Raw genomic sequence first — 15,220 nt, forward strand, 5'->3', positions numbered from 1 at the left:
AGCCATTGACCCTAATAATGAACTTTAACTTTGGCGGCTGCGCGTATTGCTTTCTCTCGTGCCGCGTCCAGACTGTCGCCCCGTGCCACGGCCACACCCAATCGTCGAGAGCCGTTGATCTCTGGTTTTCCAAATAATCTGATTTGCGTGTCAGGCTCTGACAAGGCTTCGTCGATGCCGCTAAATCGAATATTGGTCGAGACACCGTCACCCAGTATCACCGCCGATGCGCTCGGCCCGAACTGCCGTACATCCGGGATGGGCAAGCCCAAAACCGCGCGAGCATGTAGCGCGAATTGCGACAAGTCTTGGGATATTAATGTCACCAATCCCGTATCATGCGGGCGGGGGGACACTTCGGAAAAAATGACGGTGTCACCTTTGACAAATAATTCCACACCAAAGACACCGTGCCCGCCGAGCGCTTCTGTCACTTTGGCGGCCATGTCTTGGGCGGATTTTAACGCCGCCTTTGACATCGGATGGGGTTGCCAGCTTTCGCGGTAATCGCCGCCCTCTTGGCGGTGACCAATGGGGGCAAGGAAGGTTGTGCCGCTGACGCTGCGGATCGTCAAAAGGGTGATTTCATAATCAAAATCGACAAAGCCTTCGACAATGACGCGTGATTTTCCTGTCCGCCCGCCGTCTTGGGAATAGGCCCAGACGGCTGCAATATCGGCCTCGGTCTTGGCTGTGCTTTGGCCTTTGCCAGAACTGCTCATCACGGGTTTGACGACACAGGGTAAGCCAATGTCGGCCATCGCCGCGCGGCAGTCATCCTCACTATCCGCGAAACGGTAGGGGGAGGTCAGAAGGCCAAGCGTCTCTGCGGCCAGCCGCCTGATGCCTTCGCGGTTCATGGTCAGTTGCGTCGCCCGCGCGGTTGGAATGACGGTGAAGCCTTCTGTCTCCAGCGCCGCCAAAGTGTCGGTCGCAATCGCTTCAATTTCGGGAATAATCAGGTCAGGTTTCACCTGCTCCACCAGGGCCCGTAGCGCGTCACCATCCAGCATATTAATCGTGACCGCGTGGTGGGCGACCTGCATAGCGGGCGCATTATCATAGCGGTCCACGGCGATAACTTCGACGCCGTAGCGCTGCAATTCTATGACAACTTCTTTGCCAAGTTCCCCCGCGCCCAGCATCATGACTTTGGTCGCGCTAGGGGACAGGGCTGTGCCGATAATGCCGTTCACAGCAACGCGCCTTATAACGGCAGTTGCGGATTAATCAGGAATTTCGTCCCCGTCGCCTTGGCATTATAGCGCGCAACAATATCCGCATTTAGCGCCTCTGACAGCGAAATTTCATCTGTGTAATGGCTGGCGAATGTCGTCTTTAATTCTTTGGCCACGCGCGTGCGAAGGCGAGTCCCAACCTCTGGCCCTGCTTTGGCAAGGAAGTTCGGCAGAAGCCACGCCCCTACGCCCCAGGCGAAACCGTAGCTGCGGTTCAGCACCGTTGGTGACGTATCCAGACCACCGTAAATATAGACCTGTTTATGTTTGACAGAGCCGTAAATGCTGTAAGCGCCTGGTGTGCGCGCCGCGGCCTTTTCCATGGCTGTCAGGATTGTGTCAGCGAGCGCCCCGCCGCCTGTCGCGTCAAAGGCCAGCGTCGCGCCCGTCGCGTGAATAGCGTCGGTGAGGTCCGCCATAAAGCTATCAGAGCTGCTATTGACGATATGTTTTGCGCCGAGCGATTTTAAGATATCGACTTGTTCCTGACGACGTACGATATTGACCAACTCTACACCATCAGCCATGCAAATCTTATTCAGCATTTGCCCCAAATTGGAGGCCGCCGCTGTATGGACGAGCGCGTTGTGGCCTTCCATGCGCATGGTCTCGACCATAGACAGTGCCGTCAGCGGATTGACAAAACTTGACGCGCCGTCGCGGGCCGTATGACCAGGCAGCAGCGGCATACACATAGCAGCAGGCACACAGCGGTATTGCGCGTACATGCCGCCGCCCATAACGGCGACAACTTTCCCCATCAAGCCTTGCGCGTCTTTGCCAGCCGCCACGACTGTGCCCGCGCCTTCATTGCCCACAGGCAAGTCTTGACTTATGCGCGCTTTCATCACGCCCATACCAGCAGGCGACACAGGCGCGGATAGGACTGTGTTTTTGCCGCTACCCTTAGAGCTCGCCTTGTCCATGCTCGCCCAGCCAAACATCACCCCGTGATCAGACGGGTTAATTGGTGTAGCCTCTATGCGCACCACGACTTGGTCGTCTTTGGGTGTCGGCATCGGCACGTCTTTAAGGGCCATAGTAAGCTTGGCGTCCTCAGATACAGTCGATAGCATTTGGGCATAGGTCGCGGGGAGAGATGTGGATTGTGTCATGGGGCGCTTTCTTTTAGGTTTTCATTTACCCAGATATAGGCACTCAACACCGCTTTGTCGCGGGGGTGGGCCAAATAAAAACTCGCCGTATTGCTTCTGGTGAGTGGGGGTAAGATTTATAATAAAAATTTGATATCAAGGTCGCCTATGGGGGCAAAGCGGACCTTAGAAATAATCCGGCTAACGACTTTCTTCGGCGTAAAGCGGACATAAGCCGAGAGGCTTAAAGCGCCCAAAAACGGCCGCTGGTAATGTTTGTTGATCGGGCAACATTCGCCCATAGTATGGCAACGTCATTAATTTTCGGCCCCGCCCTACGAGTAAACACAGCGTTCGTCATTTCGAACTTGCGTTTAAACCTCAAAGAGAGCACGGTTCGCAGACAGCGCCTTAAATTGACAAGATCGCCGAGGAAGGTTGGATCATCCACCTCCGGAGAGCCCTAAAATGATACATGAATTACGCGTAGCGATTGCTGCCAGCACGGCGCTCGCCTTGTGTGCGTGTGCAACGCCTTTAAAAACTACTGAGTTTGACGCCGTCATGCCCGAGATTCCTGCCCCTGTGGTCGAGACCGTCACCGATATGATCGATGACGCCAATGTCGAAGGGCCGACACAAGAAGCCATCATGCCGGATGTGCCTGAAGCAACTGACACCCCTGCGATAATCGCGCCTAATGAAACATTGCTCTACGGCGCTATGACGAAATATGAACTGACCCGTTTTGTCGAGGCTGTGCGCGCGCTCAAGCTTGAAAGCGCGTTCGAGTCGGAAACGCCAATGACGCTCTTTGCGCCCAATAACCAAGCCTTTGAATATGCGGCCCTGTCTACGGAAGCGGATATTGCTAACACCCTAAAGGGTCATATCGTACCTGGTGCTTTGGATGTAGCTGCGTTGAAGGCAGCGGCAACTGCAAACGGTGCACCTTTGAAACTCACCAGCTTGGCTGGCACCGAATTGACCGTCTATGTCATGGACGAGACCGTCAAGATTGCGGGGCCGTCCGGAACGCTTGCGACTATAACCCAAGCCGATTCTACCCAATCCAACGGCATTTTGCATCAAATCAATAGTGTACTCAAATTAAAATAATCGAAACATAATTAATCACAACGCCATAAGGCCGGAACAAGGGCGATAAGGGCCGTCAGAGTAGCATTTGTATGAGCGGCTTAAAATCGCTCCATAACAGCCGCTGGTAATGTTTGAGAATACGGCTGTAATTGCTCCACGTAAAACACTCGTTATGTCTGCTTTCGGACGAAAGTAACCGTTTTTGGTAATTGGCTCTAATGTCTGCAATGAGGATAAAAACCCACGTTCTGAAATTTTGCCTATATATCCGTTTTTGCATCACAGCACGCGTCGACCACAAAAAAGCCCCCGCCGCATCGATTAGGATGCAGCGGGGGCTTTTTAGCGTTAGGGGCTTTGCGGCGCGCTTAGGCTTCGCGGGCCAGGTTGCGCAACACGTAGTGCAGGATGCCGCCGTTCTTAAAGTATTCATGCTCATTGTCTGTATCAATGCGCACATTGGCGGTGATGGTTTTTGTCTTGCCGTCGGGATAGGTGATGTTGACATCAAGCGTGCCGCGCGGCGAAAGGTTTTCAATGCCAGCGATTGACACAGTCTCTGAGCCTTTCATGCCGAGGCTTTCCCAGCTATCGCCCTCTTGGAACTCCAGCGGCAGGACGCCCATACCGATAAGGTTAGAGCGGTGAATACGCTCAAAGCTACCCGCGATAACCGCTTTCACGCCCAGCAAGATTGTGCCTTTGGCGGCCCAGTCCCGTGATGAGCCGTTACCGTAAAGCGTGCCCGCAAAGACGACGAGGTCTTTATTATCCGCTTTGTATTTTTCGGCTGCGTCAAAGATGGACATAACCTCGCCCGTTGGGACGTATTTTGTGACGCCACCTTCTGTGCCAGGAGCCATTTGGTTTTTGATACGAATATTGGCAAATGTGCCGCGCATCATCACTTCGTGGTTACCCCGGCGCGAACCAAAGCTGTTAAACTCAGCCTTAGGCACACCGCGTTCTTTGAGGTATTCACCCGCCGGGCCGTCGTGTTTAATCGCGCCCGCTGGGCTGATGTGGTCAGTCGTGATGCTATCGCCAAGCAAGGCGAGGATATTGGCGTCTTTGACGTCTTCAATCGGGTCGGGCGTCATGGTCATGCCGTCAAAATAGGGCGGGTTGCGCACATAAGTTGATTTCGGATCCCAATCATAGGTCACGCCGCCAGTGACTTTAATTTTCTGCCACTCTTTGTCGCCTTTATACAAATCAGCATAACGCTCTGTGAACATTTTGCGCGTGATGATTTTGCGTACAACCGTCGCAATTTCGGCTGATGTTGGCCAGATATCTTTGAGATAAACCGCATTACCGTTTTTATCCACGCCGAGCGGGTCTTGCTCGAAATCATGGTGCAGCGAGCCTGCAATAGCATAGGCAACAACAAGCGGCGGCGAGGCGAGGAAGTTCGCTTTCAAATCAGGGCCAATGCGGCCTTCAAAGTTGCGGTTACCTGACAAGACAGAACAGGACACCAAATCACCTTCGGCAATGGCCTCTGATAATTCGGGGGCGAGCGGGCCAGAGTTTCCGATACAGGTCGTACAGCCGTAACCGACAACGTCAAAGCCGAGCTTGTTTAGCTCTGTCTGTAACTTGGATTTTTCCAAATATTCACCCACAACTTGGGACCCTGGTGCCAGTGATGTTTTCACCCAAGGCTTGACGGTCAAGCCAAGCTTGTTGGCTTTTTGCGCGACAAGACCCGCCGCCATCATCACGGACGGGTTTGAGGTGTTGGTGCATGACGTGATGGCCGCAATAAATACATCGCCGTGATCGACGCTGTAATCTTTGCCTTTGACGGGCACGGCACTGTCGCCTTTGGGAGTTTTGCCAAATTCATCACGTAGGATCGTGGCAAAATGCCGGTTGGCACCGTCCAAATCAAAACGATCTTGCGGACGTTTTGGGCCAGAAATCGCAGGCTTAATAGAGGACACATCAAGGCTGATGGTGCTGGTGTATTCCGGCGTGCTGCTGTCGCGCCAAAGGCCCTGCGCTTTGGCATAGGCTTCGACCAATTCAATACGTTGCTTATCACGGCCAGTCGCTTCGAGATATTTCAGCGTGTCACCATCAATCGGGAAGAAGCCGCAAGTTGCGCCGTATTCGGGGGCCATATTGGCAATCGTCGCTTGGTCTTCAAGAGAGAGGTGATCAAGACCAGCGCCGTAAAATTCGACGAATTTTCCGACCACACCTTTTTTGCGCAGCATTTCAACAACGCGCAAAACCATATCAGTGGCTGTTGCCCCTTCGGGCAGTTTCCCTGTCAGCTCAAAACCCACGACTTCGGGGATAAGCATAGACACGGGCTGGCCGAGCATAGCAGCTTCGGCTTCAATACCGCCAACACCCCAACCCAGAACGGACAAGCCGTTAATCATGGTTGTGTGGGAATCCGTGCCAACAAGTGTGTCAGGGAAGGCATAGGTTTTGCCGTCTTCTGTTTTGGTCCAAACGGTCTGCGCCAGATTTTCCAAATTCACTTGGTGACAAATACCAGTGCCAGGGGGCACAACGGCGAAATCATCAAAGGCTTCTTGACCCCATTTTAGGAAATCATAACGTTCGCCGTTACGTTCATATTCGCGGGCGACATTTTTCTTAAACGCATTTTGCGTGCCGAAATAATCAACCATGACAGAGTGGTCGATGACCAAATGCACAGGGTTTAGCGGGTTAATCGCAGAGGGTTCTTTACCCAAGTTTTTCATGGCGTCGCGCATGGCGGCCAAATCGACGACGGCGGGCACGCCTGTGAAATCCTGCATTAGGACACGGGCGGGACGATAGGCAATCTCGTGGGTCGATGTTTTTGGACCGAGCCATAATAGCATGGCTTCGATATCAGCTTTGGTGACAGTTTTGCCGTCTTCATGGCGGAGCAGATTTTCAAGTAGAACCTTTAATGAGCGCGGTAGTTTTGATGCGCCTTTCAGGCCGTTTTCTTCGGCGACCTTCAGGTCGTAATATGTATATGTGCCAGAGCGAACTTTGATCTCGCGTTCGCACTTAAAACTATCGAGTGATGCCATGATGTGTCCTTTACCAATGAAGCCCGAAGGGTTGCCTTGGGCCGGGAGCGGGCAGGGGCCGCGCTGTCTTGGCGTCTTATAACAATAATCATAGCTTTCGCAATTCTTTAACGGGATTTTGCGCGGCTTAATAAGGTGCTTTGCCGTCTCAAAAATTACGGCTGATGCATAAACGGGCGCAAAAGGTTAACGCCGCTGGACGGCAGGTTCATCGCGCGTTCATAGAAAAATCCATAGCCAAGCGGTTTGAGAGGGCACAATGAAACCAGAACAATGGACTGATATTTTTACGCTTTTGGCGATTATCGTGGTGGCTGATGACCGCGTGTACAAAGAAGAGGTCGATAGCTTTGTCGCCCAAGTCGACATCCTAAAATCCGAAGTGGGTAGCGATGCACTGGTCACGCCAAAGCTCGCCTTTGACTGGTTTGTCGCCCAGCGCGACGAAATAAAAGCGCGTGTTCAGCAAGAGAACGCCGAGTTTTTCATTGTGCGCACCATCCAAGGCCTGCTCGATTTTCCAAATCACGGCGCGCTTCTGCGCTCTATGGAGGCAGTATCGGTTTCAGATCGTGAGTTTCATATAGAGGAAAAATCAATCATTCAATTAGCGGCCGCCTATTGGGGGCAAACACCGCCCTATTAAACGCCCTAACTGACGCCCTATCAGACGCCCTATTAGGGGGCTTTGAAGACAGGTCGTGAAACCTTACTTTCCGCCCATCTCCTGAATTTGGCTATTCAGTTTAGCGACGCTTTGCCCTATAGCGTTGTCATGAACACATCCGCGACAGAACCAACAGGCGACCATAGTGTCAGCGAAGCACTGGGATTGTGGGAACCCAAGCGCACATTGACCTTGGAAATGGCCCGCCGCCATAGCGCGCGGATCAAGCTCATGCGCCGCGTTTTAATCGGTGGTGCGGTAGTGCTGTCGGCCCTAGTCATATGGCAATTCGCCAGCCAGCCAACCGGGTTTGATTTGCCGGATAATCCAGAGGATAGCGTGCGGATGATTAATCCGCGTTATTCAGGCCGCACATCGGATAATCTGCCGTATTACTTGACGGCATCCGAAGCTGTGCGCGAGGCGGAAAAGACCAATGCCGTTAAACTCGCCGCCCCTGTGTTGGAATTTTACAGAGCCGCTGGCGCCGCAGTGTCTAAAGTCGTTGCTAAAACAGGTGTGTATAATGATATCGATAAAGTCCTCGATTTATCGGGTGACGTGGATTTAAACACCGATGACGGCTATGCCTGCCAAACATCACAAGCCCGTATTCTGGCCCGTGATAAAGCCATTGACGGCAATGCGCCGATCGCGTGCCAAGGCAATTTTGGCACGGTGAACGGCAATGAATATGCGATTACGGATAATTATAAGCGTTTTGTGTTTAAAGGCGGCATGAGCGCGGTAATTGAGCGTGACGCGGCGCTTGCGGGCTCTAGTGCATCGGACGGCGCTGGTAATTCGGCCAGCCTCGGTTTTGCTGGCAATAGCCCGATTGATATTACCGCCGAGGAAGCCCGTTATGAGGACGCGCTGACAACTTTAATCGGCGGCGTTACCGTGCTGCAAGACGGCACAGAAATTACGTCAGAGACGATGATAATTGAACGCGCCAAGGCCGATAAAAATGTCGGGGACAGCCTAAAGCTCGGCGAGATTACAACCATCGATGCACGCGGGGATTTTGTCTATATCACACCAGATCGCCGTGTCAGTGGTGACCGCGGGGTTTACGAACGTGAAAAAGACATTATCACGGTAACAGGCAATGTGAAATTAGTCCAAAAAGGAAGCTCACGCACAGACACAACTGTGACAGGCAACCGCTTGGTGTATAATTTGGCAACAAAAAAGGCTGAATTTGGCCAAGACTGCACGGGTGATGACTGCGGGCGTGTCACCTTTGGTACAGGACAATAATAGGTTTGATGATGATACGATATTTAACAGCATTCACTGCGGTCGCGGCCTCTCTGCTTTTCCCGTTATCCGCCCAGGCTCAATTTGCCGCTAACTCTTCTGCGCCGATTACCGGCTCATCTGACCGCGCGGAATATTCGCCGGGCAAGATTATCTTCTCGGGCCAAGTGGATATTCGCCAAGACAATGTGCGTATCCTCTCAGATGAAATGACCGTGTTTTCAGGCGATAGAAACCGCGTTGTGTCTGCCAATGAAGCCTTTGAAGATGTGAACCGTATTGAAGCCGTCGGCAATTTTTTCTACATTACGCCTGACCAAGAAGTCACAGGCGCGCAAGGTATTTATGAGCGCGCGAAAGACAGCTTTACGGTCACAGGTGACGTCATTTTGCTACAAGGGGAGGACAATGTCGTGACGGGTGACCGCCTTGTTTATAATCTGTCGACCAACCAAGCGACGGTGACAGGTAATTGCAAGGGTCGGCGTTGCGGTGACAAGGGGCGTGTGAATATCCTGATTAAAAATAATGATAGCCAGCAAAGCGCACCGAACTAATGAATATCAAAGCCTTTGGCAAAACCGCTGCCACCACCGCCAGTAGCACCGCCAGCATGGCGAGCGACTTCGTTGCCCCTGCCACAGGGTTGGCGGCGAATAATATCGGTAAATCATATCGCGGCCGTGTGGTGGTCAAAGATATCACACTGACCGTGCAACGCGGCGAAGTCGTGGCCCTTATGGGTCCGAACGGTGCGGGTAAAACTACCAGTTTTTACATGATTATGGGCCTAATAGAGGCTGACCGCGGCATGATTACGCTGGACGGTCAAGATATTACGGCTCTGCCCATGTATCAACGCGCGCGCCTCGGTGTTGGGTATTTGCCACAAGAGCAATCTATTTTTCGCGGGCTAACGGTTGAGGAAAATATCAAAGCCATTGTGCAATTAACGGAGAAAGACCGTAGCAAATGGAATGATAATGTCGATGCGCTGCTGGACGAGCTTAACATCGGTCATATTAAAAATAGTCCTGCCTTGGCGCTGTCCGGCGGTGAACGTCGCCGTGTCGAGATTGCGCGCGCGCTTGCGTCGCGCCCCAGTTTTATCCTGCTCGACGAGCCGTTCACGGGTATTGACCCCATCGCCATTGCCGATATTTCCGAACTTGTGCGCTACCTTAAAAAACGCGGCATCGGTATTCTAATCACGGATCACCGCGTGCGCGAAACGCTCGATATCGTCGACCGCGCAAGCATTCTGTTCCAAGGCGAAGCCCTGTTTGAAGGCACACCTGACGAAATCCGCGCGAATAAAGATGTAAGACGGGTCTATCTCGGCGAGAAATATGCCTAATCGTCAATAAACCCGCTAGAGCGCAACGAAGGCGGTAGGGTTTATTGACGCGGAAAAGTGACGTGCGCAGATTGCGGTCTGTGTATTCGTCGTTAGGGGACGATAATCCTTTGAGCACAGCGAAGGCGGTAGGGTTTATTGACGCGGAAAAGTGATGTGCGCAGATTGCGGTCTGTGCACTGGCCGTTACGGGACGAACCATCGGCGCGCCAGTTTCAAAAATCACTTTGCCGCACCCTCACGACATGGTTTCCGGGTCACCTTCGGCGACGTCGGAATGACACGGCTTCATAACGCTTCTGAACCCCTCACAACTGTCATTCCGACGCGCTTGCAAAGCGCCCGGAATCCATGGCGTTCTCTTTCGCTTTAATGCCTTAGCTTGAATGAAGCGGAGGCGGTGGAGTTCACACGGCGAACCATTGGTGCGCCAGTTCCAAAAATCACTTTGCCGTACCTTCACGACATGGTTTCCGGGTCACCTTTGGTGACGTCGGAATGACACGGTTTTATAGCGCTTCTGATTCTCTCATCCCTGTCATTCCGCCGCGCTTGCAAAGTGCCCCGCTCGACAGGACGTCATTCCCGCGCTAATCTGCTGCAAAACACAGGGGATTATCATGGGACGGGTGCATAAGCTTCTGATCCGAAATTGTATAAAGGGCGTCGTTTTTGGCTGGGCGCTGCTGGCGCTAGGGCTTTATTTTAATGTTATGGGCATGGGTGACATCGTCTTTACCAGCAATGATAAAATCCTTGCGACATTCCTGTTGATGGTCGGCTTTGCGATTACATTTGGCAATGCCGCCATGGGCCACGCCGTCATGGGATTGGCGCGAAGTGAGGCGAAAAAAGAGAAAAAGGCGGCGCAAAACGACCCATCACCATAGCGATGGGTGACTATAGTTTTAAGCTAGACTGTATCATTTCGAATAATTTTAAAATTTAGAAAATAATCCGTTTCTTTGGTGCGGCACGTCAACCCGCCTTTGTCATTCTGCCACGCTTGAAAAGCGCCTGGAATCCATACCGTAATATTTCTAGACCGTGCAGTGCGTTTATGCTGATCCAACAAAAAAACCCGCTTGAGCGCAGCTAAGGCAGTAGGGTTTTGAATGCAGTAAAGAGACGCGCTGAGGCGAGCGGTCTGTGCAAAGGGCGTTAGGGGACGATACTGCAAAACAAGTCGGTACATGCCAACATTTGTCCACTACGTTCTTCATATAGTATTAAAACTGTGTCTTCTAAGCGAAGTTTCAATATCGCGGGTCTACCACTGTAACGGTCCTTTCTAGGCAGAGTATCTGAAAGATGTATGCCGTTATCTAAGACAAAATCGCCTTGTGCATTACATGTTTTCACAATTTCTTTTAGCTGCCTAATAATACCGGATGCACGGTGTGTATAACGTATGGCCGTTTTTGCAGTAGACACTCCCATGCCAGGGGCCATGAATATTTCGCCATCAATTTCAATTGGGGAGTTTATACCATTTTTTCTTAGGTCAAGTTTTTCAGTAAGAGAATAAGATTTAGCTAGACCAATGACGTTTTTAAAACGAAGGGGTTCGACTATATGTGGCCAACTCTCTTTAAGTGCTTTGATAAGTTCGATGTTAATCCAGACTAGATGGTGTCCACGTCCATGAGGAATAATATCAATGAAATAGCATGTGTCTTTACTAAAGCAGCAAAATAATATCGGACCTGTTCTTTTAACAAATCCATCATTCTCTATCTTGTCCGTTAAATGTAGATGATAAAACCCCCAATCGTTTAACATCATGTCCATTCTATCAGTTTTTGTGCCACGAGACTGATGAGGCCCGTTTGAGATACCGTTTCTTAAGTTACGCTCTATCGCTCTCAATCCATCTTGATATTCCAATTTGTATTGAGACCTTTCAAAGGCTTTTGATTTTTCAATCTTGAACTGTCGCGCAGGAATTACCTTGTTTTTCTGTGCAATTAAATCAATTAAAGACATGCTTACAGTATTGGATTTCGGCTTTGCGCCAAGTTCTTTAGTAATGATGTCTTTTAAATTTTGTGATGTTTGGTCGATAAATTTCATATTTTTATTTATATGGATAAAAATACCCCCAAAATAAAAAACCGCGCCCTGACTTAACAGGACGCGGTCTTTATTATAACGAAAGCAGCGGGTCTACTTAACTTGCTTGGCCATTAAGTCGCGGATTTCAGCGAGCAGCACTTCATTGGCGGGCGGGGCTGCGGGTGCGGCCTCTTCGGCTTTTTTCGTTTTGTTCATGCCTTTGATGATCATGAACATCACAAATGCGACGATAATAAAGCTGATAAGCGCCGTTAGGAAATCACCAACATTGACGATAACAGCAGGCTCAACGACTGTGTCGCCGTCCATAACCGCTGGAGACATTGTGTATTTCAAGCTGGCCAAATCAATGCCGCCCATAATCGGGCTGATCAGCGGCATAAACACGCCGTCGATAAATGATTTTACAACAGTGCCAAAGGCAGAGCCCATGACAAAGCCAACGGCCATGTCGACCAAATTGCCCTTCATGGCAAATTCTTTAAATTCGGAAATCATTCCCATGATTTTTCCCCCATAAACGTCACGCGTGATTCGCGCAGGCGCTTTGTCGCATGTTTAAGGGTCTTAGGTCAATATTGGAAGGAGTTGAGACCGTATTAGTAGAAAACGCCTATTTGGCGCTATCGTCGATGCGTTGTTTTAGCTCTTTGCCAGCGCGGAAAAACGGCACATGTTTTTCAGAGACAAACACTTGTCCGCCTGTACGTGGGTTGCGTCCTGCGCGGGCAGCGCGGTGACGGGTTGAAAAGGCTCCAAAACCACGCAGTTCGACACGGGCCCCATTTTCCAATGTCTGAATAACACTTTCTAAAATGACGGCAACAACACGTTCCACATCACGACGGGTGAGGTGTTCATTGTCCTTGTGCATTTTATCGATGAGTTCAGAGCGGAGCATGTATCCTTTTAGCACTTTGCTACGTGGGGTCGTCAACTAGATTCGCAAATCACAGCTAAATTGTCATAAAAATACCCGCCTCAGCAAGGCTGAGGCGGGCTAATTTTTGCTTAAATGAGGAGCGCCTAGTTCTTCTTCATCGCCGCGCCGAGGATATCCCCGAGTGACGCGCCAGAATCAGCAGAACCATATTGCTCAACGGCTTGCTTCTCTTCGGCAATCTCAAGCGCTTTCACAGATAATGTGTATTCGCGCTTTTGCTTGTCAAAACGAATGACCATGGCGTCAAGCTTGTCACCGACAGCGTAACGCTCTGGGCGCTGCTCTGAACGCTCACGCGACAGATCACCCTTGCGGATAAACGCATTCGCTTCGGCGTCGTCATCACCAAATGTCACGGCAATACCGCCCGTGTTCACTTCAGTCACAGTACAGGTCACAGTCGCGCCGCGATTGGCACCTGTGGGTGTTGTGTCCTTGATCAGTTGCTTGATGCCGAGCGAGATACGCTCTTTCTCAATATCAACTTCGAGGATTTTAGCTTCGACTTCGTCACCTTTGCGGTAGTCTTTCAAAGCCTCTTCGCCTGACTTGTCCCAAGAGAGATCAGATAGGTGAGCCATGCCGTCAATGTCGCCGTCCAGACCGATGAACAGGCCGAACTCTGTGACAGAGCGAACTTCGCCCTTAATGACAGTGCCAACAGGGTAGCGGTCTGTGAAGTCATCCCATGGATTGCCTTGTGTCTGCTTGATACCCAGCGAGATACGGCGTTTTTCTTGGTCAACTTCAAGAACTTCAACTTCAACCTCTTGGCTTGTTGAGACGATTTTACCAGGGTGGACGTTTTTCTTTGTCCAAGACATTTCTGATACGTGGACAAGACCTTCAACGCCTTCTTCCAGTTCAATAAATGCACCGTAATCTGCGATATTTGTGACTGTGCCTGTGTGACGTGTGCCAACAACATATTTCGCTGATGCGGCTTCCCATGGATCCTCTTGCAATTGCTTCATGCCAAGGCTGATGCGCTGCGTTTCTGGATTAATGCGAATGATCTTAACTTGGACAGTATCACCCACAGTCAAGACTTGGCTTGGGTGGTTAATACGGCGCCATGTCATATCTGTGACGTGGAGTAGACCGTCAATGCCGCCCAGATCGACGAATGCGCCGTAATCTGTGATATTTTTGACAATACCTTCGCGTGTCTCACCTTCGGCCAATTGACCGACAAGCTCTGCACGTTGCTCGGCACGGCTTTCTTCTAGGATAGCGCGGCGAGAGACAACGATGTTACCGCGCGCACGGTCCATTTTCAAAATCATGAACGGCTGTTCTTGGTTCATCAATGGCGCGATGTCGCGCACAGGGCGGATGTCCACTTGGGAGCCCGGCAAAAATGCGTTGATAGAGCCAAGGTCAACAGTAAAGCCGCCTTTAACACGGCCAACAATCGCACCGGGAACAGGTTCTTCTTTTTCAAAGACTTTCGCGATTTTGATCCAGCTTTCTTCGCGGCGCGCTTTTTCGCGGGAGAAGACAGCGTCGCCAAGGGCGTTTTCAATGCGCTCAATATAGACGTCAACATCATCGCCGACTTTGACAGCTTCTTTGCTGCCCGGGATGTAAAATTCACGCATGGGGATGCGACCTTCGGTCTTAAGACCAACGTCGACAATGACCATGTCTTTTTCAATACCAGTGACACGACCCGTGACAACGGATCCTTCTGACATAGCATTGGTTTCAAGGGATGCTTCGAGCATAGACGCAAAATCGTCCATAGTCGGGGTAAGGCTATTCTCAGCCATAGGGATAACTCCAATATATATGTTTCGGGCCGACGGGTTGTGTCCCGCGGTCTGGCCCCGCCAATCGGGGCCTATATATGTGCCGCGCCGCCGGAGTATGAAACCAAGGCGGCACGGACGTCGCGCGTATAGTCTAATCGTCTCCCCCGCGCAAGCGGCAGATAACAGGGGTGCGCAAGCGGCAGATAACAGGGGTGCGCAAGCGGCAGGTATAGGCGCTGGACCTGTTCAGACAAAGAAAAACCCCGCCTGAGAACAGACGGGGTTTTTTTAAGTCTAAAACAGGCGGAGGCCCGTTTTTAAAGCTTTAAAGCCTAGTTGCTGGCACTGTCATCGTCATCATCAGATGCGACAACGATTACAGCAGCAAGCTGAGCCGCAAGAACAAGACCAACAAGGACCTCTTCAGAGACGCCTAGGGCTGTTTTCTCGCCAGAGGCCAAAACTGCAGTTTTCGCTTGTGGTTGAAAGACAGTGATGGCGTCTGTTGATGTTGCGACAGCTTCAGTCGTTGCAGGTGCAGCGACAACAGCTTCTGTAGTTTGTGTTTCTGTTACGGTTGCAACAGTCTGCTCTGACGCGAACGCGCCAGTGGCAAATGCGGACATGGCTGTTGTGATGACAACGGCTGTTCCAAAACGTGTTAGGGTCGACATAATGCG

The 15,220-nt window shown here is 51.2% G+C and carries 14 protein-coding genes; 6 read left to right on the forward strand and 8 right to left on the reverse strand.

All coding sequences use genetic code 11. The features are described from left to right. Positions 1 to 11 precede the first annotated feature (11 nt). Positions 12 to 1,187, reverse strand: coding sequence for a formate-dependent phosphoribosylglycinamide formyltransferase (gene purT, locus AB6B37_RS15440; RefSeq protein ID WP_371398470.1), 1,176 nt, complete (start codon positions 1,185 to 1,187; stop codon positions 12 to 14). Positions 1,188 to 1,207: 20 nt separating this feature from the next. After that, on the reverse strand, positions 1,208 to 2,353 hold the full coding sequence (locus AB6B37_RS15445) for a zinc-binding dehydrogenase (protein WP_371396747.1): 1,146 nt from the start codon (positions 2,351 to 2,353) through the stop codon (positions 1,208 to 1,210). Between the two features lie 447 nt (positions 2,354 to 2,800). Here AB6B37_RS15445 and AB6B37_RS15450 point away from each other — a divergent pair, with 447 nt between their 5' ends. Then, positions 2,801 to 3,451, forward strand: a complete 651-nt coding sequence (locus AB6B37_RS15450; RefSeq protein WP_371396748.1) for a fasciclin domain-containing protein — start codon at positions 2,801 to 2,803, stop codon at positions 3,449 to 3,451. 350 nt (positions 3,452 to 3,801) lie between these two features. Here AB6B37_RS15450 and acnA read toward each other — a convergent pair whose 3' ends face one another. Continuing rightward, complete coding sequence (gene acnA, locus AB6B37_RS15455) at positions 3,802 to 6,480, reverse strand: aconitate hydratase AcnA (RefSeq protein WP_371396749.1); 2,679 nt, start codon at positions 6,478 to 6,480, stop codon at positions 3,802 to 3,804. A gap of 259 nt (positions 6,481 to 6,739) precedes the next feature. Between acnA and AB6B37_RS15460 the strand changes: the two genes are divergently transcribed. The 5 genes from AB6B37_RS15460 to AB6B37_RS15480 all read left to right on the forward strand — a co-directional run bounded on the left by AB6B37_RS15460 (position 6,740) and on the right by AB6B37_RS15480 (position 10,657). Further along, a complete protein-coding gene (locus AB6B37_RS15460; RefSeq protein WP_371396750.1) occupies positions 6,740 to 7,126 on the forward strand; it encodes a hypothetical protein in 387 nt (128 codons plus the stop codon). 42 nt (positions 7,127 to 7,168) lie between these two features. Next, entirely contained in the window at positions 7,169 to 8,410 is a 1,242-nt protein-coding gene (lptC, locus tag AB6B37_RS15465) for an LPS export ABC transporter periplasmic protein LptC (protein ID WP_371396751.1), read from the forward strand. An 8-nt stretch (positions 8,411 to 8,418) separates the two neighbouring features. Continuing rightward, positions 8,419 to 8,967 (forward strand): LptA/OstA family protein, encoded by a 549-nt coding sequence (locus AB6B37_RS15470; protein ID WP_371396752.1) that lies wholly within the window; start codon positions 8,419 to 8,421, stop codon positions 8,965 to 8,967. Positions 8,968 to 9,023: 56 nt separating this feature from the next. Further along, the gene (gene lptB, locus AB6B37_RS15475) at positions 9,024 to 9,767 is read left to right on the forward strand and encodes an LPS export ABC transporter ATP-binding protein (protein ID WP_371398471.1); all 744 of its coding nucleotides are present in this window, start codon (positions 9,024 to 9,026) and stop codon (positions 9,765 to 9,767) included. Positions 9,768 to 10,387: 620 nt separating this feature from the next. Beyond that, positions 10,388 to 10,657 (forward strand): hypothetical protein, encoded by a 270-nt coding sequence (locus AB6B37_RS15480; protein WP_371396753.1) that lies wholly within the window; start codon positions 10,388 to 10,390, stop codon positions 10,655 to 10,657. 271 nt (positions 10,658 to 10,928) lie between these two features. Here the strand turns inward: AB6B37_RS15480 and AB6B37_RS15485 are convergent, their stop codons facing one another. From AB6B37_RS15485 to AB6B37_RS15505, 5 genes are all read right to left on the reverse strand, one after another. Then, positions 10,929 to 11,840 carry a hypothetical protein gene (locus tag AB6B37_RS15485; protein ID WP_371396754.1) on the reverse strand — a complete coding sequence of 304 codons (912 nt, stop codon included), beginning with the start codon at positions 11,838 to 11,840 and terminating at the stop codon, positions 10,929 to 10,931. 93 nt (positions 11,841 to 11,933) lie between these two features. Continuing rightward, positions 11,934 to 12,347 (reverse strand): large-conductance mechanosensitive channel protein MscL, encoded by a 414-nt coding sequence (mscL, locus tag AB6B37_RS15490; protein WP_371396755.1) that lies wholly within the window; start codon positions 12,345 to 12,347, stop codon positions 11,934 to 11,936. Between the two features lie 109 nt (positions 12,348 to 12,456). Continuing rightward, the gene (locus AB6B37_RS15495; protein ID WP_371396756.1) at positions 12,457 to 12,744 is read right to left on the reverse strand and encodes an integration host factor subunit beta; all 288 of its coding nucleotides are present in this window, start codon (positions 12,742 to 12,744) and stop codon (positions 12,457 to 12,459) included. Positions 12,745 to 12,869: 125 nt separating this feature from the next. Then, the gene (rpsA, locus tag AB6B37_RS15500; RefSeq protein WP_371396757.1) at positions 12,870 to 14,558 is read right to left on the reverse strand and encodes a 30S ribosomal protein S1; all 1,689 of its coding nucleotides are present in this window, start codon (positions 14,556 to 14,558) and stop codon (positions 12,870 to 12,872) included. 314 nt (positions 14,559 to 14,872) lie between these two features. Then, a complete protein-coding gene (locus AB6B37_RS15505; RefSeq protein ID WP_371396758.1) occupies positions 14,873 to 15,214 on the reverse strand; it encodes a hypothetical protein in 342 nt (113 codons plus the stop codon). Positions 15,215 to 15,220: the final 6 nt, after the last annotated feature.

Source organism: Fretibacter rubidus (assembly GCF_041429785.1).
Classification (GTDB): domain Bacteria; phylum Pseudomonadota; class Alphaproteobacteria; order Caulobacterales; family Maricaulaceae; genus Fretibacter; species Fretibacter rubidus.